The sequence below is a fragment of the Sphingorhabdus profundilacus genome (assembly GCF_009769755.1).
GTDB classification, from domain to species: domain Bacteria; phylum Pseudomonadota; class Alphaproteobacteria; order Sphingomonadales; family Sphingomonadaceae; genus Sphingorhabdus_B; species Sphingorhabdus_B profundilacus.
Genome location: NZ_SDWJ01000002.1, coordinates 772,530 through 797,045, shown reverse-complemented (window position 1 = coordinate 797,045; position 24,516 = coordinate 772,530). Strand labels below are relative to the sequence as shown.

Annotated in this window: 25 protein-coding genes and 1 tRNA gene; 15 read left to right on the top strand and 11 right to left on the bottom strand. The window is 56.3% G+C overall.

What is annotated here, in order from left to right:
- Window positions 1–19: 19 nt before the first annotated feature.
- From EUU23_RS11575 to EUU23_RS11560, 4 genes are all read left to right on the top strand, one after another.
- On the top strand, window positions 20–679 hold the full coding sequence (locus EUU23_RS11575; protein ID WP_160354250.1) for an energy transducer TonB: 660 nt from the start codon (window positions 20–22) through the stop codon (window positions 677–679).
- Between the two features lie 99 nt (window positions 680–778).
- Window positions 779–1,162, top strand: a complete 384-nt coding sequence (locus tag EUU23_RS11570) for a hypothetical protein (protein WP_160354249.1) — start codon at window positions 779–781, stop codon at window positions 1,160–1,162.
- Window positions 1,159–2,130: a bifunctional diaminohydroxyphosphoribosylaminopyrimidine deaminase/5-amino-6-(5-phosphoribosylamino)uracil reductase RibD gene (gene ribD / locus EUU23_RS11565; RefSeq protein WP_343032732.1), complete on the top strand. Its 972-nt coding sequence runs from the start codon at window positions 1,159–1,161 to the stop codon at window positions 2,128–2,130. The genes EUU23_RS11570 and ribD overlap by 4 nt, the downstream gene beginning before the upstream one ends.
- A gap of 18 nt (window positions 2,131–2,148) precedes the next feature.
- Window positions 2,149–2,760 carry a riboflavin synthase gene (locus tag EUU23_RS11560; RefSeq protein ID WP_160354247.1) on the top strand — a complete coding sequence of 204 codons (612 nt, stop codon included), beginning with the start codon at window positions 2,149–2,151 and terminating at the stop codon, window positions 2,758–2,760.
- A 9-nt stretch (window positions 2,761–2,769) separates the two neighbouring features.
- Here the strand turns inward: EUU23_RS11560 and EUU23_RS11555 are convergent, their stop codons facing one another.
- Window positions 2,770–3,519, bottom strand: coding sequence for a DUF1134 domain-containing protein (locus EUU23_RS11555; protein ID WP_160354246.1), 750 nt, complete (start codon window positions 3,517–3,519; stop codon window positions 2,770–2,772).
- Between the two features lie 196 nt (window positions 3,520–3,715).
- Here EUU23_RS11555 and EUU23_RS11550 point away from each other — a divergent pair.
- A tRNA-Ser gene (locus tag EUU23_RS11550) sits at window positions 3,716–3,808 on the top strand.
- Between the two features lie 39 nt (window positions 3,809–3,847).
- Window positions 3,848–5,116, top strand: a complete 1,269-nt coding sequence (locus tag EUU23_RS11545; RefSeq protein ID WP_160354245.1) for a hypothetical protein — start codon at window positions 3,848–3,850, stop codon at window positions 5,114–5,116.
- Between the two features lie 6 nt (window positions 5,117–5,122).
- On the opposite strand, the gene EUU23_RS11540 is transcribed toward EUU23_RS11545, so the two are convergent.
- The 3 genes from EUU23_RS11540 to yghU all read right to left on the bottom strand — a co-directional run bounded on the left by EUU23_RS11540 (window position 5,123) and on the right by yghU (window position 6,754).
- On the bottom strand, window positions 5,123–5,374 hold the full coding sequence (locus EUU23_RS11540; RefSeq protein ID WP_160354244.1) for a hypothetical protein: 252 nt from the start codon (window positions 5,372–5,374) through the stop codon (window positions 5,123–5,125).
- Between the two features lie 78 nt (window positions 5,375–5,452).
- A complete protein-coding gene (locus tag EUU23_RS11535) occupies window positions 5,453–5,821 on the bottom strand; it encodes a VOC family protein (RefSeq protein ID WP_160354730.1) in 369 nt (122 codons plus the stop codon).
- A 54-nt stretch (window positions 5,822–5,875) separates the two neighbouring features.
- Window positions 5,876–6,754, bottom strand: a complete 879-nt coding sequence (yghU, locus tag EUU23_RS11530) for a glutathione-dependent disulfide-bond oxidoreductase (RefSeq protein ID WP_218939600.1) — start codon at window positions 6,752–6,754, stop codon at window positions 5,876–5,878.
- 129 nt (window positions 6,755–6,883) lie between these two features.
- Between yghU and EUU23_RS11525 the strand changes: the two genes are divergently transcribed.
- Window positions 6,884–7,564 (top strand): crotonase/enoyl-CoA hydratase family protein, encoded by a 681-nt coding sequence (locus EUU23_RS11525; RefSeq protein ID WP_160354242.1) that lies wholly within the window; start codon window positions 6,884–6,886, stop codon window positions 7,562–7,564.
- A gap of 29 nt (window positions 7,565–7,593) precedes the next feature.
- On the opposite strand, the gene EUU23_RS11520 is transcribed toward EUU23_RS11525, so the two are convergent.
- Complete coding sequence (locus tag EUU23_RS11520; RefSeq protein ID WP_160354241.1) at window positions 7,594–9,402, bottom strand: aminopeptidase P family protein; 1,809 nt, start codon at window positions 9,400–9,402, stop codon at window positions 7,594–7,596.
- A 54-nt stretch (window positions 9,403–9,456) separates the two neighbouring features.
- Between EUU23_RS11520 and EUU23_RS11515 the strand changes: the two genes are divergently transcribed.
- The 3 genes from EUU23_RS11515 to EUU23_RS11505 all read left to right on the top strand — a co-directional run bounded on the left by EUU23_RS11515 (window position 9,457) and on the right by EUU23_RS11505 (window position 12,406).
- Entirely contained in the window at window positions 9,457–11,649 is a 2,193-nt protein-coding gene (locus tag EUU23_RS11515; protein ID WP_179956548.1) for a S9 family peptidase, read from the top strand.
- Window positions 11,646–12,038, top strand: a complete 393-nt coding sequence (locus EUU23_RS11510; RefSeq protein WP_160354728.1) for an acyl-CoA thioesterase — start codon at window positions 11,646–11,648, stop codon at window positions 12,036–12,038. The genes EUU23_RS11515 and EUU23_RS11510 overlap by 4 nt, the downstream gene beginning before the upstream one ends.
- Before the next feature lie 95 nt (window positions 12,039–12,133).
- On the top strand, window positions 12,134–12,406 hold the full coding sequence (locus EUU23_RS11505) for a hypothetical protein (RefSeq protein ID WP_160354240.1): 273 nt from the start codon (window positions 12,134–12,136) through the stop codon (window positions 12,404–12,406).
- 250 nt (window positions 12,407–12,656) lie between these two features.
- Here the strand turns inward: EUU23_RS11505 and EUU23_RS11500 are convergent, their stop codons facing one another.
- From EUU23_RS11500 to EUU23_RS11480, 5 genes are all read right to left on the bottom strand, one after another.
- Complete coding sequence (locus tag EUU23_RS11500) at window positions 12,657–13,403, bottom strand: proteasome-type protease (RefSeq protein ID WP_160354239.1); 747 nt, start codon at window positions 13,401–13,403, stop codon at window positions 12,657–12,659.
- Between the two features lie 37 nt (window positions 13,404–13,440).
- Window positions 13,441–14,241: a transglutaminase family protein gene (locus EUU23_RS11495; RefSeq protein WP_160354238.1), complete on the bottom strand. Its 801-nt coding sequence runs from the start codon at window positions 14,239–14,241 to the stop codon at window positions 13,441–13,443.
- Entirely contained in the window at window positions 14,241–15,182 is a 942-nt protein-coding gene (locus tag EUU23_RS11490) for an alpha-E domain-containing protein (protein ID WP_160354237.1), read from the bottom strand. The genes EUU23_RS11495 and EUU23_RS11490 overlap by 1 nt, the downstream gene beginning before the upstream one ends.
- Before the next feature lie 3 nt (window positions 15,183–15,185).
- Window positions 15,186–16,586, bottom strand: a complete 1,401-nt coding sequence (locus tag EUU23_RS11485; protein WP_160354236.1) for a circularly permuted type 2 ATP-grasp protein — start codon at window positions 16,584–16,586, stop codon at window positions 15,186–15,188.
- Between the two features lie 118 nt (window positions 16,587–16,704).
- Complete coding sequence (locus tag EUU23_RS11480) at window positions 16,705–16,869, bottom strand: DUF1674 domain-containing protein (protein ID WP_158901641.1); 165 nt, start codon at window positions 16,867–16,869, stop codon at window positions 16,705–16,707.
- Window positions 16,870–16,973: 104 nt separating this feature from the next.
- Between EUU23_RS11480 and EUU23_RS11475 the strand changes: the two genes are divergently transcribed.
- Genes EUU23_RS11475 through purH form a run of 5 tightly spaced genes read left to right on the top strand, consistent with a single transcriptional unit; the run spans window position 16,974 to window position 22,822 of the window.
- Window positions 16,974–18,251 (top strand): RsmB/NOP family class I SAM-dependent RNA methyltransferase, encoded by a 1,278-nt coding sequence (locus EUU23_RS11475; RefSeq protein ID WP_160354235.1) that lies wholly within the window; start codon window positions 16,974–16,976, stop codon window positions 18,249–18,251.
- A 5-nt stretch (window positions 18,252–18,256) separates the two neighbouring features.
- Window positions 18,257–18,790 (top strand): GNAT family N-acetyltransferase, encoded by a 534-nt coding sequence (locus EUU23_RS11470; protein WP_160354234.1) that lies wholly within the window; start codon window positions 18,257–18,259, stop codon window positions 18,788–18,790.
- A gap of 60 nt (window positions 18,791–18,850) precedes the next feature.
- On the top strand, window positions 18,851–19,513 hold the full coding sequence (rpe, locus tag EUU23_RS11465) for a ribulose-phosphate 3-epimerase (protein ID WP_160354233.1): 663 nt from the start codon (window positions 18,851–18,853) through the stop codon (window positions 19,511–19,513).
- Window positions 19,510–21,228 (top strand): heparinase II/III family protein, encoded by a 1,719-nt coding sequence (locus EUU23_RS11460; protein WP_160354232.1) that lies wholly within the window; start codon window positions 19,510–19,512, stop codon window positions 21,226–21,228. Before rpe ends, EUU23_RS11460 begins: the two co-directional genes overlap by 4 nt.
- Window positions 21,229–21,232: 4 nt before the next feature.
- Window positions 21,233–22,822 (top strand): bifunctional phosphoribosylaminoimidazolecarboxamide formyltransferase/IMP cyclohydrolase, encoded by a 1,590-nt coding sequence (purH, locus tag EUU23_RS11455; RefSeq protein WP_160354231.1) that lies wholly within the window; start codon window positions 21,233–21,235, stop codon window positions 22,820–22,822.
- Between the two features lie 75 nt (window positions 22,823–22,897).
- On the opposite strand, the gene EUU23_RS11450 is transcribed toward purH, so the two are convergent.
- Window positions 22,898–24,439 (bottom strand): DEAD/DEAH box helicase, encoded by a 1,542-nt coding sequence (locus tag EUU23_RS11450; RefSeq protein ID WP_160354230.1) that lies wholly within the window; start codon window positions 24,437–24,439, stop codon window positions 22,898–22,900.
- Between the last annotated feature and the right edge of the window lie 77 nt (window positions 24,440–24,516).

Sequence of the window (24,516 nt, the reverse complement as noted above, 5' to 3'; positions counted from 1 at the left end):
GGGAGAGAGGAAACCCGATATGAGTTATGCACAAGAAAACAGCCACGCCAATAAGGTCAGTATGGGCGCGGCAATCATGGTAAATGGGTCGATTATATTGGCCGTGGCACTGTCGCCAATCATCGCTAAATTTGAACCGGGGCCGAAAACATTTTTCGGGCATAATATTCCCGCATGGACACCGCCGCCCAAAACCGAACAAAAGGTACAACCAAAAAACAAGGCGGTGAAGACAGTCGTCAGGTCAGATCCAGTAATCAAGACCAATGCACCTGTAGAAACTGGAGTCATAACGACGGGCCCAGAAACGGCGACCGGCCTTATAACAGCCGGTGCTGGCAGCGGCGACGATTTTGCCGATTTCACTTCGATAATTCCGAAAACACCGACACCAATTTTCAAATCTGCGACACGCGATCCGCGCTACATACGCAATTTCCAACCCGACTACCCCGTCGCCATGCTGCGTCAGGAAATTGAAGGCAGTGTCACTGTCCGCATTTTGGTCGGTATCGATGGCCGGGTTAGGCAGGTTCAGACAATTAGCGCAACCGACAGCAGCTTTGCGCGGGTAACCGAAAAGCAGGCGCTCTCGGCATGGCGATTCAAACCCGCAACGCGCGACGGCATCGCGGTCGAAGACTGGCAAACACTCACCGTTCGATTCGACATAAATTAGGCCGCGAGCTCATAGCTATCGACGACAATAGTTATGAGCTTTCGACCCAGAGTGATTCCAGCACTGGAAATCGCGCTATACCCCGCCTATTGACGAAATATGTCCTTCTTCAAAGACGTATCACTTAAAAGCGGAGGTTCCGACCTGATCGGGTTTTTCCGCACTTCGGGTCATCACAGTCCGTTGCTGTTTCTGGCCGCATGTGTGCCGACAGCGATCATCATATATACATTTTATCTCGACATATTGGAGAAATCAAAACCGCCGCCGCGTGAAATCATCTATGTCGAAAGCTGGCCGGCCACGCGCACAATTGAAGAATCCAGGGCTGCGATTGCCGAGCGTCAGAAGATGAAGGACAAGATGATAGCGCGTGAGAAAGAGGCCTATAAAGCCTTCGGCAGGGCCGTCGGCATGGATGTTGACCGGATAGAGCGAGAAGCACGGGCCGAACAAGCCGCAGCAAAGGGAGCTGAGAAATAACCTCTCACGCTGACGAACATTATATGGCTGCCGCGCTGGCGCTGGCGGAACGTGGTGTTGGCTGCACGCTTAACAGCCCGTCTGTCGGCTGCATCATTGTCAAAGATCATATCGTGTTGGGCAGGGGATGGACGGGGCAGGGCGGAAGGCCGCATGCAGAAGCCATGGCGCTTTCCCAGGCAGGCAGCAGCGCGACAGGCGCAACCATCTATGTTACCTTGGAACCCTGCGCGCATGTGTCTGAGCGCGGCCCTGCCTGCACACAGCTTTTAATCGAAGCGCGTCCGGCACGGGTGGTTGGTGCGATTGTCGACCCCGATCCACGCACCAGTACAAAAGGTTTTAACCAACTGAAAGAGGCTGGAATCACGGTCGAAACCGGCGTCATGGCGTCAGTTGCGAGGAGACAGTTAGCAGGCTTTTTCAGCCGATTGGAACGACAGCGACCGTTTGTGACGTTAAAACTCGCCACTTCGCTTGATGGGAAAATTGCGTTGGCCAATGGTGAAAGCCGATGGATTACAGGTGGATCCGCCCGGGCCCACGCCCATGTCGAGCGGGCACGGAGCGATGCCATTTTGGTCGGCGCTGCAACGGTCAGGATCGACGTCCCGGCACTTGATGTCCGTTTGCCCGGACTGGAAAATCGAAGTCCGCGCAAGGTCATGTTGGGCAGTGGTACCGCACCTGACGGTTGGGATGTTTTGAGGTCGGTTGACGAAATTTCATCACTGGACTGCAACATGTTGCTGGTGGAAGGCGGCGCAAAGACTGCATCTGCGTTTTTACGTGCCGGCTTGGTTGATCGCCTGCTTTTATACCGAGCACCTATATTGATCGGCGCCGGAACGGCGTGTTTGGGCGATATCGGTTTGGAAGATTTAAAAGACGCGCATGGGCGGTGGCATAATTCTCTTGCACGCCGTCTTGGCAATGATCACGTCGAAGTCTACGATAGAGCGCTATAGACCAAAGGCTTCTCACTTATGTTTACCGGCATTATTACCGATATCGGCACGATCTCTTCTGTTGACCAACGCGGGGATCTTCGCCTCGTCATTGGGTGCCATTATACCATGGACGAAATTGCCATCGGGTCATCCATCGCGTGCTCGGGCGTATGCCTCACAGTGGTGGAGAAGGGTAATGGCTGTTTTGCCGTTGATGCGTCAGCCGAAACCATATCGCGCACCGCACAGGGATTATGGCAAGCAGGGTCGCGACTCAATTTGGAACGGGCATTGAAAGTTGGCGACGAGCTGGGGGGGCATATCGTCACCGGCCATGTTGATGGCGTCGGCGAGATTGTTGGAAGCGATCCGGTCGGCGATAGCTGGAAAGTTACGGTTCAGGCCCCTGCTTCACTGGCGCCCTATATTGCGGCCAAAGGATCGATAACTGTTGATGGCATCTCGTTGACCGTCAATGAAATTGCCGATCAATCCAACGGCTTGGTGCGGTTCACGCTGAACATCATTCCGCATACGGCGCAGATGACGACGCTTGATACCCTTGCCGTCGGGCGTCAGGTGAACCTCGAAATCGATGTCCTTGCCCGCTATCTCAAACGGATGGAAGATCTACGCGCCGCCGCTTAATGCCCCTGTCTAAAACGGCAACCAACGCTGCTTTTTCGAAAATTTCATATAACCGACATTGGCACCCAGCCGAAGACCGGCACCTACACGAATCGGGATCAGGACCACATTCCCGCGACGCAGGTAGCTGGCGTTGAAACCGCCTACCAGATAGGCAACGCCTTCACCGGACGGATACCGCCGATAAATATCTTCGGTGTCATAGAGATTGTAAACAAGTACAAAAGTGCTGCCTGCATTAGCGCCAGCATCGAAACCGATTGATGGACCTGTCCAATAAACGGGCATCTGACCCTCAACCTTGTGATTCAAGGTACCGGATCCGTAACGCAGCCCGACGACAAATGCCCCGCCGCCTTCCCGGCCAACAATATAGCCATTGGGCCGACCTTGCTTTTTCAGAATATCTTCGATCAATTTGCCAAGGCCCTTCGCGCCCTTGCCAAAAACGCCCTCAGCCGCCCCGATCAGATCATCTTCTTGAAACGTATTTTGATCCGACGGGGCAACATTTGTGCTAGGTGAACCGGCTTGTGCGGGTAATGCGCCTTCGGTCGGAATTCCGTCCTGCACAGTCACATTTTCTTCAGATGGGGCGGGCGCAGGCGGTGTACCAAGATCCGCATCAATCGCGACATTGGGATCTACAGTCGTGATTTGCGCGCTCGTCGGTGCGGCGATAGCGGCGGTTAAAGCCACCATCAGCATCGCATGTTTCACCATCGATCCGAAACCCTGCTTGTTCGCTACTTGGTGCATTCCGCACGCCTCCTGTCATTCTGGCTCAATCATATGAATCATGTGGATGAGCGCACAATGAACGGGCGACCATCCGAGTCCTATTTGCGCCAGAGTGAATCTAAAGCATCTAATTTTAGTGGTAGACAGCACAGGCATCAATAACCATTGCAGGCCCTGGGTTGCAACGCTATAGGCCCCCGATGCCAAGCGCGCAGGAGACGTGGGTGAGTGGCTGAAACCAACGGTTTGCTAAACCGTCGTACTGGTAAATCCGGTACCGAGGGTTCGAATCCCTCCGTCTCCGCCAGTTTGTGGCATCTTGATAGGGTCAATGCGCGCGAAAGCTATGTCCAGAAAAAGAAAAGCCTTGCCGCGTTTTACTGCCCTCAAGGCAAAGCCGCCTCTCTTTTGGGTAAAAATTGTCGGTTTCATATCGGTTACGGGTTATATCGCCTGGCTGTCGTTCATTCATGCCGTTGCGAATATAACATGGCAGCAGAATCCGGACATGGCGCTGCGGTTTGTACCCGATCATCCGCTCGCGCTTTCGCGCAAAGCCGATGAATTATTTGCAGAAAAGCAGGATCCGGCGACTTTGGCCAAGGTCGAAGCGATGGCGAAACAGTCTCTCCGCGGTGGCGCATTAAACCCTGTGGCCATCCGCTTGCTTGGCTATGTTGCAGATGTTCGTGGCGATCGGAAAAGGGCGCGTGAATTGATGCTTCTGTCGCAAAAGGTGTCGCGACGTGATTTTGGCACGCAACTATGGTTGATCGAAGATGCGGTGGCGCGCAATGACAAGAAACAGGCGCTCTATCATTATGATATCGCGATGCGAACTACGCCGAGCAGCTTTCCGGTTCTTTTTCCTACATTGACTGGAGCGCTTGACGATCCCGAAGTACGGGCGGGCTTGACCCCTTTTGTTAAGGCCGCGCCGGATTGGCTGCTGTCGTTTTTGCCTTACGCGATTGGATCGATGGAAGATCCTTCCTATTTGGTGGATGTGCTATTGCAGGCGGGACCATTGCCAGATCGTAAGGAATATCGCGACCAGTCCAATTATCTCCTATCTACTTTGGCTGCCAAGGGAGAGTTTTCCGCCTTTGAACGCTATTATACGAGCCTTCCGTCCGCACGACTGAAGGCTTTGCAGACGGCAGCGCTGACTAAAGACACAGTCAACTTGCGCTATCCCGCGGTAGGCTGGCAGATTTCAGAAAATCCGGCAATTGGTGGTGCCTTTTCTGAACCGGACAAGGCGGGCAATTACACGCTGTCCGCATTTGCCGGATCAGGTGAACGCGGAGAATTGATCCGCAAATATCTTTTTCTAAAACCGGGCAATTATCGCTTCACTGCACAATATGAGGCACAGGAAACTGCTTCTGATTCCGACATCAGATGGGAATTGTCATGCCTGTCCGGCAAGGGTCCGGTCAGCAAATGGTTCACGAACGCCGCCGTCAAATCGGGACGCAGCGGTGACTCGCAGAAATTTTCCCTGAACGCAGATTGCCCCCATCAGCTGTTGCAGTTGCAAATTGCCGGCGGCAGCGGGCAATTGGGTGCCGAATTTGTCCTGCGATCAGTGGCGATAACACGCACTCCCTGAAAATCATCACGCAATAACATACCCATTATTGCGTGATTCCCCGGCCGCAAAATAATCCGTTTCGCCCGAAATAACTTCATCGCCCAAAGGGTGCATTTCCCAGCTGTCCCAGCTTTCGATAAAGCGGAACAGTGAAACTAGCCGCCCTTCAGGACCATCATTGCTATGGTGGGCCGAATATTCGTCATACCATTGCAGTCCTGTAATGGGCGGTAACGGGATTGCCTTTGCGCCCAATCCCAGATGTAATGGATACATCTCCAGATCTCGCACCACATTGCCCGTGCCCGTGCCCGTGCCCGTTACCTTCGCCCAAGGAACAGATTCATATCCTGCTTATGTCATGATAAAGGCGTTGAGTTTGTTGCCGTCGGGGTCACGGAAATAGCCTGCAAAAAAGGAATCACCGCGTGGTCCAGGAGGCCCCTCGCACGTTCCGCCATTGGCCAGCGCGATATCATAGAGACGCTGCACCTGATCCTTGTCCTTGGCCGCCAGCGCAACCATTACACCGTTGCCAACGCTAGCCGCATTTCCATCAAACGGCTTGGTAAGTCCAATACCAGCGGCATCGCCCGGCTTGCCCCAGGCAATAAAACCATCAAATTCCATCATCCGCGGGGTGTCAAGTTCCGCAGCAATGGCGTCGTAAAATATCGCCGCACGCGCCAGGTCATTGGTGCCTAATGTTACATATCCGATCATCATTTCTCTCCTCATAAGTGACAGAACAATACAAGAACAAAATGGCTGTGTCAATCAGGTGGCGGGCGCTATTCTATCCTGCGTTTTCATGTCAAAATCGCTGGAATCATGCCGTTCGTGCAATTGGCTCGCCGGATCGCCCATGACACGATTGACCATCCGCCCACGTTTTACCGCCTGTCGTTCGGCGATCTGGTTGGTCCAGCGAATCACATTTGTGTATTCATGGACCGAGAGAAACTCGCCTGCTTCATAAATAAGACCTTTGACCAGTGCGCCATACCATGGCCAGATTGCGATATCCGCAATGCTATATTCGTCGCCGGCCATATATTCGCGATCCGCTAAGTTCCGGTCGAGAACATCAAGCTGCCGCTTCACCTCCATTGCAAAACGGTCGATGGCATATTCGAACTTGAAAGGTGCATAGGCGTAAAAATGGCCGAACCCACCGCCCAGATAGGGCGCGCTGCCCATTTGCCACATCAGCCAGTTTATGGTTTCGGTGCGTTTATGGTGTTCGGTCGGTAGAAAGGCCCCGAACTTCTCCGCCAGATAGAGCAGGATTGATCCCGATTCGAACACGCGGGTAGGTTCAGGCGTAGTTTGGTCAAACAGCGCTGGAATTTTCGAATTGGGATTGGCGTCGACGAATCCGCTTGAAAACTGATTGCCGTCGCGAATGTTCACCAGCCACGCATCATATTCGGCGCCTTCATGGCCCAGTGCGAGCAATTCTTCGAGCATGACGGTTACTTTCACGCCATTGGGTGTGGCGAGCGAGTAAAGTTGAAGTGGGTGTTTCCCGATCGGGCGGTCTTTATCATGCGTTGCACCGGCTATAGGCCTGTTAATGCTAGCGAATTGGCCCCCATTTTCCTTATTCCATTCCCAGATTTTGGTCGGTGTATAGTCCGAAAATGTCTGGCTCATCATGCTCTCCTGATTCTGTGTTGCTATCCAGCATAGAAGCGCGCGTCGGCTTAGCCACCCGAAATAGGAGTTGACGTTTACGTAAAGCGCCGCTTTAATCATATGATTAAAGCTTTAGGGAGAACCAAGATGGCCGCCACCGTTGAAATCACAAACGATATTGCCCTGATCCGTATGGACGATGGAAAAGCCAATGCCATCAACTTCGAGATGATTGCTGCACTGAACGCCGCGCTCGACACAGCCGAGGCCGAAGCGATGGCGATTGTGCTTGCAGGACGTGAAGGTCGGTTTTCAGGCGGGTTTGATTTGAACGCCTTTGCAAACTTGGGGGCGGATGGCGTCTATAAGTTACTCGATGCGGGTGCGGAATTGTTGCTGCGGCTTTATGGCGGCCCTCTTCCTGTTGTCGCGGCGTGCACCGGCCACGCAATTGCAATGGGGGTGTTCATCCTGAACGCATGCGACACGCGCATCGGTGCGGCGGGGGACTATAAGATCGGTGCAAATGAGGCGATTACGGGCATGCAGTTGCCGATCTTCGCGATGGAGATATCCCGCGACCGGCTAAGCTCGCGGCACCTGACTCGCGCGTTGATGCAGGGCTTTATATATAATCCCGAAGGCGCAGTTGAGGCCGGCTATCTCGATACTCTTGCCGATCCGGACAGGGTGGAGGCAAAGGCACTGGTAGTTGCAGAACAGTTGGCGCAACTCCCCGGTAAAGCCTATTCATGGAACAAGAAGGCGATCCGAAAAGCTACACTTGACCGGATCAGGTCGAGCATAGGTGCTCATCATAAGTTGTAAGGTATATTCCGCTAGAAGGGTTCGAAAGCTCAGATTCGCTCAATCGGCGCACAAGCATCCGTCACCCATGCAAGCGCATCGCCATCCAACTGTGGCGCGACGATGTCCAGCACCTTGGCGTGATAATCATCCCACCACCGCAATTCGTCGCGGGTCAGCAGGCTGGTGTCGACCAAGGCCTTGTCGATTGGTGCGAAGGTGAGGGTTTCGAAACCGAAATAGCGCCCTTCAGCGCCGCCGAATTTGCGTTCTTCCACCAGAATTAGATTTTCGATGCGGATGCCATATTCGCCTTGCTTATAATAACCGGGTTCATTCGACAAAATCATGCCCGCCTGCAACGGTTCGTCCGTTCCGGCCTGTCCGCCGGAGAATTTGCCGATACGTTGCGGCCCTTCGTGCACGGCAAGAAAGCTGCCTACACCATGACCGGTGCCATGCGCGTAATCAACGCCTGCCTGCCAGAGCGCGGCGCGCGCCAATGTGTCGAGCTGTGCCCCGCGGGTACCTTCGGGAAAGACCGCGAGCGCGAGTGCGATGTGGCCCTTGAGAACGCGGGTGTAGCGGTCCTTCATTTCTGCTGTCGGCTCGCCGGGGCCGACCCAGATGGTGCGGGTGACGTCGGTGGTCCCGTCCAGATACTGGCCGCCGCTGTCGACCAGATAAATGCTGTTGGGGTCAATGCGACGGTTCGATTTCTCATCGACTTTATAATGCGGGCTGGCCCCATTGGGCCCGGCGGCCGAGATGGTATCGAAGCTCAGGTCCTTCAACAAGCCGGTCGCCTCGCGGAAGGCTCGGAGCTGGGCCGCAGCCGACAATTCTGTCAGTTCGCCCTTATGTGCCTCTTGGGCAAGCCAGTGCAGATAACGGCTCAATGCCGCGCCATCGCGTGCTTGTGCTGCACGATGGCCATCCTGCTCGACAGGGTTTTTGATGGCCTTGGGCAAGATGGTGGGATCACGCGCCTCCACGATCGTGGCGCCGCCATCTGTCAGTGCGCCGAAGATGGCGGCGACGGCGCGATCGGGATCGACGGCAATACGCTTGCCGCTCATGGCCTTGAGTGCGGGAACAAATTCCTCCGGTGTCCGCAACCGGACCGCGTTGCCCAGATGGGCCTGCACAGCCTCGTCCACTTTTTCCGGCGCGACAAACAGGTCCGCTGTGCCGTCGGCATGCGCGAGCACAAAGCTCAGCGCGACAGGTGTGTTCGACACGTCTGACCCGCGCACGTTCAGCAGCCATGCGACCGAATCCAGCGCCGAGATCACCGTGCTGTCCACGCCATTGTCGGCCAGCCACTCCGCCACCGCCGCGCGTTTTTCGGCGCTGTTTTGGCCGGCATAGCGGTCCTCATGCACCATCAGCTTGGCGTCGCTTTTTTCCGGTTGGTCGGCCCATACCGCATCAATAGGATTGCTTTTGACGGCAACCAGTTCGGCTCCCTTGGCCTTAAGTGCACTGCTGGCGCTTTCGACCCAGCCTTTGGTATGGACCCACGGATCATAGCCAATACGAGCGCCCGCAGGTGCATATTCCTTCAGCCAGTCGGCGATGCTGGTTTGCGGCACCCCGACATATTGCCAATTTTGTCCGTCGACCTGTTCGCGCACCTGCAACGTATACCGACCGTCGGTGAAGATGGCTGCTTCCTCGCTCAGCACAACTGCGGACCCTGCCGACCCGCCAAAGCCCGTCAACCAGCCCAGACGCTGTGCATAGTCACCGACATATTCGGACATATGTTCATCGCAGATCGGCACAACAAAGCCGTCGAGCTGGTCTTGCTTCAATTGCGCGCGCAGGGCGCCTAGGCGGGCTTCATAGGTGGACATATCGGACTTCCGTTCATATGGTTACACCACCCCTATAAGCGAGGAAGCCTTCTCATGAAAGCGTTGCTGCCCCTGTTTGTCATGATTGGTACACTCTCGTCGCCACTATTTGCCCAGAAAGAAAATATGACCGAAAAATCCGCCGTTGAAATCAAGCCGCCCGTCGCGGCCAAGCGCCCGCATAGCGCGACCTATCATGGCGTGACGCTGACCGACGATTATCATTGGCTCAAGGATCAAAGCTATCCGACGATCGATGACGCGGAAATATTGGAGCATCTAAAGGCCGAAAACGCCTATTTCGAAGCGCAGATGGCCCCTCAGGCCGCGCTCACTGAAACCATTTTTCAGGAAATGAAGGGCCGCGTCAAAGAAGATGACAGTTCCGTACCTCAGAAGGATGGCGACTATATCTACTGGTCCGAATTTGAAAAAGGCGCGCAATATCGCAAGCATTACCGCAAGCCTGTGGCGGGTGGACCCAGCCAGCTGATTCTGGACGAAAACGAGCTGGCCAAGGGCAAGGATTATTTCCGCCTCGGTGCGGCCGAGGTCAGCAGAGATGGCGGTATCCTTGCCTATTCCTACGACGATAACGGTTCGGAACGGTATCGCATAAAGTTCAAATGCCTCGCCACCGGAACGGATCTGGATGACCAGATATGTAACGCACGCGCGCCTTGGGGAGACGATGCCATAGAGGGCACGTTAGGCAACATCGTCTTCACGACCGACGGGAAAAGCCTGCTCTACGGCCAGGTCAATGAAAACTGGCGGACGGACAAGATCATGATTCATAGGCTCGGTACGCCGCAAAGCGAAGACATATTGCTGTTCCATGAAAAAGATGACGGCTTTACCGTGGGCATTGGTTTGACAGCACAGGACGACTGGATTGTCATCGCCACTGGCGACAATGTCACCAGCGAAGTGCGGCTGGTGCCCGCCGATAATCCGTCCGCCGACCCGATCCTGGTTTCGCCGCGCAAGACCGGACGGGAATATTCGGTCGATGTTCGCGACGGGATGCTCTACATTCTGACCAACGATGACCATGTCAATTTCCGCGTTGCGACCGCCAGCTTGAAGGCGCCGGGCGAATGGAAAACAATGATTGGCGGTGCAGATGACTATTACATCACGGGCGTAAGCCTTTTCAAAAACTTCTTTGTGGTCGAAGCCCGCGAACAGGGTCTGGATCAGGTTGATATCCACTATTATGACGACTCCGAACGCACGACCCCAATCAGCTTTCCAGAAGCAAGCTATAGCGCAGGTTTGGGCGACAATCCCGAATATGATGTAACAAAGCTGCGGCTGGATTATGAAAGCATGGTCACGCCAGACACGGTGTTTGATTATACGGTCGGCACCGGCAAGTTCGAAACTCTCAAGGTCGCTGAAATCCCGAGCGGTTATGATGCCAGCCAATATCAAACCGAGCGCGTTATGATCACGGCACGCGATGGGGCGAAAGTGCCGGTGTCCATCGTCTACAAAAAAGGCTTCAAGAAAGATGGCAGCCAACCACTCCATCTCTATGCCTATGGGGCCTATGGCTATGCCATGCCACCGGGCTTTTCTTCCACACGGCTTAGCTATCTTGATCGCGGCTTTGCTTATGCCATCGCGCATATTCGTGGCGGCGATGATCTGGGATACCAATGGTATCTCGACGGAAAGCTGACCAAGCGGACCAACACCTTTAACGATTTTGTCGACGTGGCACGCGGCCTCATCCAGTTGGGATTCACCGGCAAGGGCAAGGTGACCGCAAGCGGTGGCTCAGCGGGCGGCGAATTGATGGGCGCGGTGGTCAATCAGGCACCCGAACTGTTCGGCGCAGTGGTCAGCCATGTGGCCTTTGTCGATGTACTCAACACCATGCTCGACAAAGACCTGCCGCTGACACCCGGCGAATGGCCCGAATGGGGCAATCCCATAACTGACAATGCAGCGTTCGATTATATCCGCAGCTATTCGCCTTACGACAATGTCGCGGCCAAGGCCTACCCGCCCATGTTGTGGACCGCAGGCCTGAATGACCCGCGTGTGACCTATTGGGAACCTGCCAAAATGGTCGCCAAACTGCGCGCAATGAAGACCGACGACAATGTCCTTTTGCTCAAGACCAATATGGGCGCAGGCCATGGCGGCAAGTCGGGCCGCTTCGAACGACTGCGTGAAAATGCCGAGGAAGCGGCGTTCCTCCTGTGGCAGATGGGGATGGTCAAAAGCGGATCATGACACCCTTCACCCAAAGCTTTACTGCTTCGCCCGCCGACATCGACGAACTTGGTCATGTCAACAATGCGGTGTGGGTGCGATGGATACAGGATATGGCGACATCACACTGGCAGGCGGTCGCCGCGCCCGAGCATATCGCCGCCTATATTTGGGTCGTGACACGGCATGAGATTGACTATCGCGGTAACATTGCCGCGGGGGAAAGCGTGACGGGGCGGACATGGATCGAGAGTGTACCCAAGGGGGCACAATTTGACCGGCGGGTCGATTTTGTCGATGCGGCGGGAAAGGTTATCGTGCGGGCGAATACCACTTGGGCGATGATCGACAGGGAAAGCGGAAGGTTGGCGCGCGTGCGGCCGGAAATTTCCGGACCGTTTCTGACTTAGCCGTAACTAATCCCGGCAATTGTTCGAATATCTTTTGAATTAAACAAAATAACATGCAGAGCGGTATGGCACGTCGGTTGAGATTAACTTTGATAATGGCATTTTTCCTTGCCCATTTAGGAATTGTGAACGGAACATCTGCTTCTTTCGCGCACATGGACATGATGAAAAATTGCAGTGTAGTCGCCGATGGCTGCTGTGATGCAATTGGACTGCATGATTGCACCAGTTGTGCACCCTGTGCTGGGTATATCAGTGGGCCAAGTCGCTCGCTGGAGCGAAACGATGTTCAAATCCATGAAGTGATTGCGCCAGAGATTCTGTATCCGATTGTTTCGAGCATCGATCCGCCACCGCCAAGAAATTAAATGCGAATTCCACAAAAAACCAATAATTTAATTAAATAATTACATGGAGTTATAATATGATTCGTTTTGCAAAAATGGCCCTTTTAGGCCTGACTTTTACTGCAACATCCGCTTACGCTGCCGCTCCCGCTACGTTTGCAGCCGCGTGCTGCGCTGTCGGTGCGTGCTGTGGCATGGGCATGGACTGCTGCCCTTAACAAGACATGAGTGAAGAAAGGCGCGCGCTTGCTTTTGCTTGAGCGCGCCTTTTTTATAAGTTAAGCGGATAGTCCGGCAGTGAATGAAAGGCGTTCCGCAACGCTTCGCTCCAGCTGTCTGAGATCTTTTTAAAATAGGGATCGTCGGCGGTGATGCGCCGTTCGTGGAAAGGCGTGAAATCGTCGTTGCGGTAAAGCATCAGATCCAGCGGCAAACCCACTGATAGGTTCGCCTTCAAAGTGGAATCGAATGAGACCATCAACAGCTTGGTAATATCGGCAAAGGACATGTGCGATTCAAAACCGCGCACCAATATGGGCCGCCCATATTTGGTTTCACCGATCTGGAAAAAAGGTGTTTCGGGGCTTGCCTCGATGAAATTGCCTTCAGGATAAATCAGATAAAGCCTTGGTTCCATGCCTTTAATCTGACCACCCAATATGACGCTTGCATTGAAATTGGGGGCGGGGCTGGCCGCAACCGGCCCTGTAAGCGCCCGTGCCGCTATCGTGTCGCGTAAGGTGGTGCCGATGATATTGGCCACCTGAAACATGGTCGGTGCTTCCAATATCGACGGCTTGCGTTCGCAAGGTGCTTTGCTGCGCTCTTCCAACTGGCTAATCAATGCCTGTGTGGTGGCGAGGTTGCCCGCGGTCATCATGGTGATGAAACGCTCACCGGGCACGGACCAGCTGAACATCTTGCGGAAGGTCGAAATGTTGTCGACGCCCGAATTGGTGCGCGTGTCGGACATGAACGCCATGCCCTTTTCCAGCAACATTCCCACGCAATATGTCATGACTTGAAAAGTCCCCCGACCCTTGATCCTGTTTCGCTTACTGTTCCACCCGCAAGCTGACAACCATGCTTTTATCTCGCGCGCCAAAGGACATGCCCGAAATGGGCGCGGCGTCGCGATAGTCGAAGCCGGTGGCGACGCGGACATAGCGGCCATCGGGGCTGATGCCGTTCGAAATATCGAACCCGACCCAGCCAATCGCATCGACATGCGCTTCGGCCCAAGCATGGCTTGCGGACTGCTCCACTTTGCCATCCATCATTAGATATCCCGACACATAACGGGCAGGAATGCCCATGGACCGGCAGGCGGCGATGAAGATATGGGCATGGTCCTGGCACACGCCGGCGCCTGCAGCGATGGTGTTCTCCGCGCTGCTGTCCACACCGGTCGCACCGCTCTGGTAGGCGACCGAGCCCAGAATATGCGCGGATAGTTGATGCAGCAAAGCGAGCTTGTCGGACTGTTCGCGATCGACACCTGTAACCAGCTTTTGCACGCCCCGCCCCGCAGTCGTCAATCTTGTGGGCCGGCAATAGGCCCAAAGCGGCACATGGCTTCGGTGGCGGCCCAATATGCCGTGGTTGTCGGTGGTCTCGACCTGACCATGGCAGCTGATGGTGATGGAGGTGCGGCCTTCTTCCACCGAAATCAGCGTCACATGATTGTTGTGCGGATCGTCATGCTCGGCCTCGACCTTGCCGCCGTCGACGGTCAGGGTCCAGTCGATGATCTGCTGCCCCGCCCCGTCTTTGGGACGCAGCTTCAGCCGTTGCAGCGCGTAATGGACCGGCTGGTCGAACTGATATTCGGTAAGGTGGTGGATGGACAAAAGCATCAGGAGTTGAACCTATATTCCTGCTCCACCATCGCCGCCAGCCTTCGGTTCTGCGTCAGAAAATCGACCAGAAATTCGTGCAACCCGTCTTCCAGTATCGATGCCGCCGTCATCGACGCGAACCCGGCGTAGATGCGTTCTGCTTCGGTCAGGCTGTCCGACTGGACACCATAGGACATGGCAAGGTGGCGCAGATTGTCCGTCAGCTTTCCATAGCAAAAGGCAAGACTGCGCGGGAAACGGCGGTCGAGAATGAGAAAGTCGGCAATGCCGAGTGCACTGGCCCGGCCGGGATAGAGCCAACGATAGGCGCTATAGGCCGACGTCGACCGCAGGATCGTTTCCCACTGGATATTGTCGAGTGAGGAACCGACAAAGGATACCGACGGCAAAAGAACATAATATTTGACGTCAAGCAGCCGCGCCATGCTGTCCGCACGCTCGATAAAGTTGCCGACGCGGCTGAAATTATACCCGTCGTTGCGCAGCATCGTATTTTCCAGCGCACCGCGCACCTGCGCCGTCTGCCGTTCGATCAGGTCGATGGTCGCGGGCAGTTCGGCCTCACGCACTTGCCGTTTCAGGGCATCATTGACGCAGATCCAGCATTCGTTGACGGCTTCCCACAATTCACGGGTTATCGCGGTGCGGGTGGTCCGCGCATTCTGCCGCGCGCTGTCGATCAGGTTGCGCAAATTGCCGGGGTTGGCCTTGTCGCGTAGCAGATAGTCGACGACTTGCGCCGCGTTATACTCCTCATGATTGGCGCGATAGGTGGCATCCATGCCCAGTGCTGAGAGGATGGAGCGCCATTCGTCCTGCCGCCCACGGTTGCGGGTCAGGGTGAAACGGTGCCCGGTCTCGATCAGCCGTGCAATATTCTCCGCCCGCTCCAGATAACGGAACATCCAGAATATACCGGAAGCGGTCTTGCCTAGCATGGCTCAATCATCCTCGATCACCCAGCTATCCTTGGTGCCGCCGCCCTGGCTTGAATTGACCACCAGCGATCCCTTGCGCAAGGCCACACGGGTCAGACCGCCGGGCGTGATGTCGATCTTGTCTGGCGACACCAGCACGAAAGGCCGCAGGTCGACATGGCGTGGGGCAAGGCCGCTATTGGCGAAAATGGGGATGGTTGAAAGGGCAAGCGTCGGTTGCGCGATATAGTTGGCCGGTTTGGCTTTCAGTTTTGCCGTAAAGGCAGCCAGCTCCTTCTTGCTGGCCGCAGGCCCGATCAGCATGCCGTAGCCACCCGATCCATGCACTTCTTTTACGACCAGTTCGGAAAGATGGTCGAGCACATAGGCAAGGGAATCGGGTTCCGAACACCGCCAGGTATCGACATTTTTCAAAATGGGTTTTTCGCCGGTATAAAATTCGACGATGTCGGGCATGTAGCTGTAAATAGCCTTGTCATCGGCAATCCCTGTGCCCGGAGCATTGGCGATGGTTATCTTGCCGGCCCGATAAAGGTCGAAAACGCCCGGAATGCCGAGCACCGAATCCGGTTTGAAAATTAGCGGATCGAGATAATCATCATCGAGCCGCCGATAGAGCACATCAATCGGCTGGTAACCCCGGGTCGTCCGCATGGCGACCCGGCCATTGACGATACGGATGTCATGGCCTTCGACCAGCTCAGCGCCCATCTGGTCGGCCAGAAAGGCATGTTCGAAATAGGCGCTGTTATGTATTCCCGGTGTCAGAACGGCGACAACAGGGTCGCCTGTGCAGGCAGGCGGCGCGACGCGGCTAAGCGACGCACGCAGGTTTTTGGGGTAATCGCTGACGTTACGGACGCGGATGGTGCTGAACAGTTCGGGAAACATGTTCATCATCGTTTCGCGGTTTTCGAGCATGTAGGACACGCCCGACGGGGTGCGTGCGTTATCTTCCAGCACCATGAATTCATCAGGTCCGGTGCGTACTAGGTCGATGCCGACGATATGGGTGTATACCCCGCCCGGCGGAGTAAAGCCAATCATCTGCGACACAAAGGCTTCGTTCTTGACCAGCAAGTCAATCGGCAAGCGACCGGCGCGGACGATTTCCTGCCGGTGGTAGATATCCTGCAAAAAGGCATTGATGGCGCGGACACGCTGTTCGATTCCGCGAGATAATTTGGTCCATTGCCGAGCCGCCACGATGCGGGGGATGATGTCGAACGGGATCAACCGTTCTTCGGCCTCGTCATCCCCATAGACTGCAAAGGTGATGCCGGTGCGACGGAAAAACTCCTCCGCATCTCGGGCCTTTTGTTTCAAATGGGTGCTGTCCTGCTCGGCGAACCATTTGTGATAGGCTGCATAAGCCGCGCGCGGCGTGCCGTCCTCATTTAGCATTTCATCAAAGCAGGGCGGTCTAGATACCATTATCTAATGTCTGCACAAAAATAATGCAGAGAACAAGTAACTTCGCACATGCACAAATTTTGGGCAGTTTCCGACCTAATGGCCGGCTTCAGAAGTCGATGGCGACGCCTTTAAGTTCCCAATCGCCGTAGCGCACAGGGTCCGGCCGTTCCGAATCCGGCTCCGGTTCGCGTGCGACGGCTTTGGGTTCGGGCACCGGCGGGCTTTTCGACAGATAAGCGGGCGCTTTCACATGGGGTGGGCGCTGGCCCATGGTGGATGCTCCTCAAATAAAAATAGCTTACCTTATATCGGAGGTGTAGGGCGCATTTGCAAGATGGGTGACTTTGTTCACGGATTTGCTTAAGCGATCTAGCGATGTCCAATGAAGAAGAAGTTTCCGGCCTCCCCACCCGCCGCGCTGCCTTGCGCCTGCTTGATGCGGTCATGCGCATGGGCACGCCCATGGATCAGGCGACGGCGAATGCGACCAAGGGCCTGTCGCCGCCAGACCGCGCCCTTGCGATTGCCATTGCACAGGAAAGCCTGCGTTGGTCGGTCGACCTTGATGTCCTGATCGACAGCAAGACGAAGCAGGCGCTGCCCGATGATAGCAAGGCGCGGATGGTGTTACGGCTGGCGCTGGCACAGATTTTGCGGCTAGGCACACCGCCCCATGCGGTGATTGCAACGGCCCTGCCACTGGTAGACAAAGGCCCGCGCCGTTTGGTGCACGGTGTTCTGGGTTCCTTGTTGCGGGCCAATGCGGCCCTTCCCGAACTGCCGTCCTTGCCCGAAGCCGTCATGATGCGGTGGCATCCGGCATGGGGCGACGACATGGTTGCAGGCGCGCAAGCCGCTCTATCGGAACCACCACCGCTGGATCTCGCGTTGCGCGATCCCGCTTCGACCGCGCATTGGGCCGAGATATTGGGCGGGGAAAGCCTGATGCCGGGCCATATCCGTCTGCCGCGTGGCACGGCGGTCGAAGAATTACAGGGTTATGATGAAGGCGCGTGGTGGGTGCAGGATCTGGCCGCCAGCTTACCTGGACGGCTTCTGGGCGATGGTTTGGACAAGCGGGCGCTTGATCTGTGTGCCGCACCGGGTGGCAAGACGATGCAGCTTTCGGCCGCCGGATACACGGTCACCGCGCTGGACAACAGCGCGCGTCGTATGGACCGGTTGATGGCCAATTTGGAACGGACACAGCTCAATGCCGATCGGGTCACGGCCGACGTGATGGAGTGGGAGCCTTCGGGCCTGTATGATGCTATTCTGCTCGACGCGCCGTGCAGCGCGACCGGCACCATGCGGCGGCATCCCGACGTGTTGCAGCGTATCGATATCAAGCAGATCAACAATCTGGCCGCGCTCCAATGCGCTATGCTGGACCGTGCAGCGGCCTGGGTGAAGCCTGGCGGCTTGCTGGTCTATGCCACCTGCTCACTGGAACCGCAGGAAGGCGAGGCTCAGGCGGAGTTGTTTTTATCCAAACATCCCGATTTTTCGCCCTTGCCCGCGACCGAAGGTGAATTGCCCCAAGGGGTGACGGCTAACGCGCAGGGTGATGTCCGCACTATGCCACACAATCTGGCGGACAAGGGCGGCATGGACGGATTTTTCATCGCACGGTTTATTCGGAAGGGTGCCTGAAATTTATGATTGCACCAACGCTGACAACCGAACGGCTCCGGATCGAACCCATGACGCTGTCGCATTGGGAGGCATATGCCGCCGCATGGGCTGATCCGCGCATGACAGAATTTATCGGCGGCGAGCCGCGAAGCCGCAACACCAGTTGGGGGAAATTTTTGGGCGGGATCGGGCTATGGTCCCTTCTGGGCTATGGCTTTTGGTCTTTTGTCGAAAGCGAGACCGGTGTCCTTGTGGGTAATGGCGGTTTGGCGCGGTTTGAACGTGGCCTGCCCGAGCTGGCGGACTTCCCCGAAGCGGGATGGGCATTTGTACCCGACGCCTGGGGAAAGGGATATGCGACCGAAGCGCTCACGGCCATATTGCAATGGGCGGATGAAGAGGCGCGATTGGGCGAAATCCGGTGCATCATTGATCGGGGCAACACCGCGTCGCACAATGTGGCGGCCAAATTGGGCTTTAAGAAAATTGCGGAATCGCACGATGTCATCGGTGACCTGTTCATTTACCGCCGCGAACCGAGTCCGGTGTTACGATAAGCTGTGCATAACGCAACGGCTCGCCTTGCCGCTGGCGGCTCAGGCCGCTAAGCGCCATTCATGACCCGCGCCATCCGCATTGCGCCTTCCATCCTCTCCGCCGATTTCGCTCGGCTGGGTGACGAAGTGCGTGCGATCGATGAAGCAGGCTGCGACTGGATCCATGTCGACGTGATGGATGGTCATTTCGTGCCGAACATCACCATAGGCCCCGCCGTGGTCAAGGCGCTTCGGCCGCACAGCAGCAAGCCTTTTGATGTGCATCTGATGATTTCGCCGGTCGATCAATATGTGAAAGATTTTGCCGACGCAGGCGCGGACATTATTTCTTTCCACCCCGAAGCCGGCCCGCATCCGCACCGGACGGTGCAGCTGATCAAGTCCCTCGGCAGGCAGGCCGGGGTCGTGTTGAACCCGGCAACACCGGCCAAGATGCTCGACTATCTGATCGACGAAGTCGACCTTGTGCTTGTGATGAGCGTCAATCCCGGCTTTGGCGGGCAAAGCTTCATCTCCAGCCAATTGCGTAAGATTGAGGCGATCCGCAAAATGATCGACAAAACAGGCCGCGATATCCGGCTGGAGGTTGATGGGGGGATAACCATCGAGACTGCGCCGCTGGCGATTGCAGCCGGGGCCGACACGCTCGTCGCCGGGACGGCCACTTTCAAGGGCGGCCCCGACCAATATGCCGCCAACATCCATGCATTGAGGGGTGGATGACGGACCATGAGGCACGCGGTGAAGGGGGTAGGCAGGCGGCATTGATCGTCCGGCCGACGGGTGTGGGCCAGAATATTTTCGAACGTCTGTCCCTACAATTCTATAAATTGACATGGAGAACGCCGCTGCATAGCGGACGGTTGAGGGGCAAGGTGCCCTTGCGCCTGATCACCATTCCTCAAGATGTGCTAAAAGGTGATGTCGGTCGTGGACAAGCCCTGCGGATGGGCAAATTCTATTATCAGGGCGCAGAACAACCATTTCGCGGAGTTGATTATCAAAAGCTAACGCTACCTCCGACAATGACCGATTATATCCATCGATTTGGATGGTTGCGCGATCTTGCGGCGGCGACGAACAGGGGCGAAGGCGCGCCGATTGCGGCATCGATTGCCGATGACTGGTTGATCGCCAATGGTATGAAAACACGCGAACCCGCTTGGCGGGTCGACAATTGTGCATGGCGATTACTCAACATGGCGGCGGGCTCGCCTTTGCTTTTGAGCAGCGCAGACCCCGTTTACCGTTCACGCGTCATCAACCACTTCGCCCGGGTCGCCCGCCATCTCGACCAGTCTGCACCGCGCGCGCAAAGCCATTTCGCCAAAAGTCTTGGCTGGGCAGGAGTTGTTGCTGCATCCTTGCTGTTGCCTGAGGGAAAGGCAAGGCGCGCGGTTGGTGAAGATGGCCTGGCCGCCGCACTACAGGCCGCGATTTTTCCCGACGGCGGTGTAGTGTCCCGGTCGCCAGTGCAACTGATCGAATTGATCGGACTGCTCAGCTTGCTTAAGCAGTGCTACAATGCGCGTAACGAAATGGTGCCAGCATTTTTGTCTGATGCAATTGGCCGTGCCGTGCCGGCCTTATTGGGCCTTACCCACTCGGACGGTGGTCTGGGGGCCTGGCAGGGTTCGGCTCATATGAGCGCAGAAAGCATCGAGGCTCTTGTTTTGGCAAGTGAGGTCCGTGCCCGACCGCATCGTCAGGCGCTTGATTGGGGTTATCAAAGGGTTTCTGCTGGTAAAACGGTGTTGCTGCTGGATGCAGGACCGCCGCCTTTGGCTCGGCAATCCGCATCTGGTTGCGCGTCAACATTGGCGGTTGAATTGTCCCACGGCAGTCAGCGGTTGTTTGTAAATTGTGGCGGTGCGGCGTTGGTTGGTTCGACCATTCCCGTGACATTGGCGCGGGGCTTACGGACAACCGCTGCACATTCGACCCTGTGTATCAACGACACCAATTCAACCGCAATTCTGCAAGGCGGTCAATTGGGCAAGGGCGTAGCTGAAGTCGGCCTCGAACGGCGGGATGCCGATCAGGCTACGCGGATTGAAGCAAGTCATGATGGCTATGTGCGTGGCTTTGGCTATGTTCATTCACGCCTGCTGATCCTGCGTTCGGACGGGCTTGAACTGCGGGGCGAAGATACTCTGTTGCCTAAAGGAAAACCAAAAGACGGTACGCCGGTTCATGTTCGTTTTCATCTTGGTCCCGATATCGAGATCGTGCCGACTGACAATGCCCAAACCGCATTACTCCGCATGGCAGATGGAAGCAGCTGGGCTTTTGCTGCGGCTGGGGGCACATTATCGGTTGATGATAGCTTATGGGTTGATGAGGAAGGTCGTCCACATCCCACCCACCAATTGGTAATCGAGGCGGCGACTGGTAAAGGCGGCCTCACCTTCAGCTGGCAATTGCGCCATTTAGGATAAGTACATGGAAGACGTCGTAATCAAACGGGCCCTTTTGTCGGTTTCGGATAAAACCGGCCTTGTCGAATTGGGCCATGCCCTGGCGGCGCGGCATGTCGAATTGGTGTCGACAGGCGGGACGGCAAAGACCCTGCGCGACGCTGGTCTGGCGGTGAAGGATATCAGCGAATTGACCGGCTTTCCCGAAATGATGGACGGGCGGGTCAAGACGTTGCACCCCAAGGTACATGGTGGTCTCCTCGCGGTGCGAGACAATGCGGAACATGTCGCGGCGATGAAAGTGCATGATATTGGTGCAATAGATCTGGTGGTGGTCAATCTATACCCCTTTGCCCAAACCGTCGCAAAAGGCGCAACGCGCGATGAAATTATCGAAAATATAGATATTGGCGGCCCATCAATGGTCCGCAGCGCAGCCAAGAACCACGCTTTTGTAACGATCGTTACTGACCCGGCTGACTATGACAATCTGGTGGCCGAGATGGAAGAAAGTGGCGGCAAGACCAGCTATGAATTCCGACGGAAATGCGCGGCCAAGGCCTATTCGGCGACTGCTGCCTATGACAGCATGATCAGCCAGTGGTTCGCCTTTGCCGACCAGCAACAGCTGTTTCCCGATATGCTGGCGGTTAACGGGAACCGCATCGAAGAATTGCGCTATGGCGAAAATCCGCATCAACGTGCCGCGCTTTATGTGCCGGTCGGCCCGCATGGTTCCGGCATTGCGCAGGCCGAGCAGGTGCAGGGTAAAGAACTGTCCTATAATAATTACAACGATGCCGATGCCGCGCTCGAACTTGTCAGCGAATTTCGCGATGGTCCGCCGACGGTGGTAATCGTCAAGCATGCCAACCCCTGCGGTGTCGCCAGCGGCGACAGCTTGATCGACGCCTATCGTGCCGCACTGGAATGCGACAGCGTTTCGGCCTTTGGCGGGATTGTGGCGGTCAACCGTGCGCTGGACGGCGCGACAGCCGAGGCTATAACCGAGATTTTCACCGAAGTGGTTGCCGCCCCGTCTGCCGACGATGCGGCCAAGGCGGTGTTTGCGAAGAAAAAGAACCTGCGCCTTCTGCTGACAGGTGATTTGCCCGATCCCAAGCGTGGGGGCCTTGCGATCAAGCCGATAACCGGTGGGTTGCTGGTCCAGTCGCGGGACAATGGCCATGTCGCGGATGGCGAATTCAAGGTGGTGACCAAACGCACCCCGACGGCGCAGGAATTGGCCGATTGCCGCTTTGCCTGGACCGTTGCCAAGCATGTCAAATCCAATGCGATTGTCTATGCCAAGGATGGTGCGACCGCGGGCATTGGCGCAGGCCAGATGAACCGGCGCGACAGTGCGCGGATTGCGGCCATAAAGGCGCGTGAAGCCGCCGAAACCTATGGGTGGGAAAGCCCGCGGACCGTTGGTTCTGCCGTTGCGTCGGACGCCTTTTTCCCCTTTGCAGACGGCTTGCTTGCCGCTGCTGAAGCAGGGGCCACAGCCGTGATCCAGCCGGGCGGTTCGATGCGCGACGATGAAGTGATTGCGGCCGCAGACGAAGCTGGCCTGGCGATGGTCTTTACGGGCATGCGCCACTTCCGCCACTAAACAGGCGGCGCCAATCTCTGGACAGATGTTCTCCGCCGTCCCGAAACCGGTTCGGGACGGCGGGGTAACAGAAGATTATCCGGCGCGCTTTACCGCACCGCGGAATTTACTTGGACCGGATTTTTTCGGGCCATAGTTGCGTGCCGGTGCACCGGGATCGCGACGGCTTTCCTTGCGGGCAGCAAATGCGCGGTCGGCGGTTGGACGGCGGTCACCCGATCCGGCATTTTCGTTGCGCGGACGGGCATCTGCACTGCCTTCGCGACTGCCGTCCTTGGGACCGATGGCGGGTTGCCAGCCGCCTTGCGGGGCATGTGTGCGCTGACGGGTTTCGCCATTGCGTCCGATGCCGCCATTATTTCCACCCAGCTTTTTGCCGGCATAGTTGGTGCGACCACCACCGGGTTGTCCGCCACCACGGCCACCACGTGACTGCTGTGGTTTCTTGTCGGCGACGGGCGGCGGCAATGCCGCAACCGCAGCGCGGAAGCCCTCGGGCAGGCCCAAGGTCATGGCACGTACTCCGGTCAGACGTTCAATATCCTTCATATAGCCGCGCTCATCGCCGGCAACGAAGCTCATCGCGACGCCTTCACGACCCGCACGTGCGGTCCGGCCGATGCGGTGGACATATTGTTCCGGCACATTAGGCAGTTCGAAGTTGAACACATGGCTGACACCGGGAACATCGATACCGCGTGCGGCGATGTCGGTGGCAACCAGAATCTTGATCTTGCCGTCACGAAACGCCTGAAGCGCTGCGGTACGTTGGCCCTGGCTCTTGTTGCCATGAATGGCAGCCGCCTGAATGCCAGCACCGGCAAGGCCGCGGACCACACGGTCGGCCCCATGTTTGGTACGCGTAAAGACCAGCGCGCGGTCAATTTCTTCGCTTTGCAGCTTGAGCGTCAGCAGAGTCTGCTTTTCGCGTTGTTCGACAAAGGTCACAAATTGTTCAACGCGTTCCGCCGTGGTAGCCGCTGGGGCAACCGACACACGGACAGGGTTGTTCAGGAAACGGTTGCCAAGTTCGGCAATAGCCTTGGGCATTGTGGCCGAGAAAAACAGCGTCTGGCGCTGTTTTGGCAACAGTTGATCGATACGCTTCAAGGCATGGATAAAGCCAAGGTCCATCATCTGGTCGGCTTCGTCGAGAACAAAGATTTCGACATCTTTCAGAGTGATCGCGCGTTGTTCGATCAGATCGATCAAACGACCCGGCGTAGCAACGAGGATATCGACGCCGCCCGCAAGACGCTTTTTCTGGCTGAAAATCGGCATTCCGCCAAAGACACAATCGATCTTGAGGCCCAGGAATTTGCCATAGGTGCGGAAGCTTTCCGCGATTTGCGCGGCCAATTCGCGTGTCGGCGAAAGCACAAGCATGCGGCAGCTATATTGCTGGCGCGCCTTGGGCTTGGTTGCAAAATGGTGGAGCGAAGGCAGTGCAAATGCCGCCGTCTTACCGGTCCCGGTCTGCGCTATACCGCACAAATCGCGGCCTTGAAGCAAAGGCGGGATCGATTGCTGCTGGATTGGAGTGGGGGTGTCATATCCCGCCGCTTCGAGCGCTTTCAGGATAGGTTGGGCAAGGCCCAGGTCTTGGAAAAAAGACATAAAATTACTTTCAATTGGTCGTTGCCGCCCAAAGCACGCACCCTTAAGACAGGGGAATGCAGGCGCAACAGCAGGTG

Bases quoted from the DNA above. Each gene is read 5' to 3' on its own strand.
- EUU23_RS11575 (WP_160354250.1), top strand. From the start codon at position 20: ATGAGTTATGCACAAGAAAACAGCCACGCCAATAAGGTCAGTATGGGC.
- EUU23_RS11570 (WP_160354249.1), top strand. From the start codon at position 779: ATGTCCTTCTTCAAAGACGTATCACTTAAAAGCGGAGGTTCCGACCTG.
- EUU23_RS11560 (WP_160354247.1), top strand. From the start codon at position 2,149: ATGTTTACCGGCATTATTACCGATATCGGCACGATCTCTTCTGTTGAC.
- EUU23_RS11555 (WP_160354246.1), bottom strand. From the start codon at position 3,519: ATGCACCAAGTAGCGAACAAGCAGGGTTTCGGATCGATGGTGAAACAT.
- EUU23_RS11545 (WP_160354245.1), top strand. From the start codon at position 3,848: ATGTCCAGAAAAAGAAAAGCCTTGCCGCGTTTTACTGCCCTCAAGGCA.
- EUU23_RS11540 (WP_160354244.1), bottom strand. From the start codon at position 5,374: ATGTATCCATTACATCTGGGATTGGGCGCAAAGGCAATCCCGTTACCG.
- EUU23_RS11535 (WP_160354730.1), bottom strand. From the start codon at position 5,821: ATGATCGGATATGTAACATTAGGCACCAATGACCTGGCGCGTGCGGCG.
- yghU (WP_218939600.1), bottom strand. From the start codon at position 6,754: ATGAGCCAGACATTTTCGGACTATACACCGACCAAAATCTGGGAATGG.
- EUU23_RS11525 (WP_160354242.1), top strand. From the start codon at position 6,884: ATGGCCGCCACCGTTGAAATCACAAACGATATTGCCCTGATCCGTATG.
- EUU23_RS11520 (WP_160354241.1), bottom strand. From the start codon at position 9,402: ATGTCCACCTATGAAGCCCGCCTAGGCGCCCTGCGCGCGCAATTGAAG.
- EUU23_RS11515 (WP_179956548.1), top strand. From the start codon at position 9,457: ATGAAAGCGTTGCTGCCCCTGTTTGTCATGATTGGTACACTCTCGTCG.
- EUU23_RS11510 (WP_160354728.1), top strand. From the start codon at position 11,646: ATGACACCCTTCACCCAAAGCTTTACTGCTTCGCCCGCCGACATCGAC.
- EUU23_RS11505 (WP_160354240.1), top strand. From the start codon at position 12,134: ATGGCATTTTTCCTTGCCCATTTAGGAATTGTGAACGGAACATCTGCT.
- EUU23_RS11500 (WP_160354239.1), bottom strand. From the start codon at position 13,403: ATGACATATTGCGTGGGAATGTTGCTGGAAAAGGGCATGGCGTTCATG.
- EUU23_RS11495 (WP_160354238.1), bottom strand. From the start codon at position 14,241: ATGCTTTTGTCCATCCACCACCTTACCGAATATCAGTTCGACCAGCCG.
- EUU23_RS11490 (WP_160354237.1), bottom strand. From the start codon at position 15,182: ATGCTAGGCAAGACCGCTTCCGGTATATTCTGGATGTTCCGTTATCTG.
- EUU23_RS11485 (WP_160354236.1), bottom strand. From the start codon at position 16,586: ATGCTAAATGAGGACGGCACGCCGCGCGCGGCTTATGCAGCCTATCAC.
- EUU23_RS11480 (WP_158901641.1), bottom strand. From the start codon at position 16,869: ATGGGCCAGCGCCCACCCCATGTGAAAGCGCCCGCTTATCTGTCGAAA.
- EUU23_RS11475 (WP_160354235.1), top strand. From the start codon at position 16,974: ATGTCCAATGAAGAAGAAGTTTCCGGCCTCCCCACCCGCCGCGCTGCC.
- EUU23_RS11470 (WP_160354234.1), top strand. From the start codon at position 18,257: ATGATTGCACCAACGCTGACAACCGAACGGCTCCGGATCGAACCCATG.
- rpe (WP_160354233.1), top strand. From the start codon at position 18,851: ATGACCCGCGCCATCCGCATTGCGCCTTCCATCCTCTCCGCCGATTTC.
- EUU23_RS11460 (WP_160354232.1), top strand. From the start codon at position 19,510: ATGACGGACCATGAGGCACGCGGTGAAGGGGGTAGGCAGGCGGCATTG.
- purH (WP_160354231.1), top strand. From the start codon at position 21,233: ATGGAAGACGTCGTAATCAAACGGGCCCTTTTGTCGGTTTCGGATAAA.
- EUU23_RS11450 (WP_160354230.1), bottom strand. From the start codon at position 24,439: ATGTCTTTTTTCCAAGACCTGGGCCTTGCCCAACCTATCCTGAAAGCG.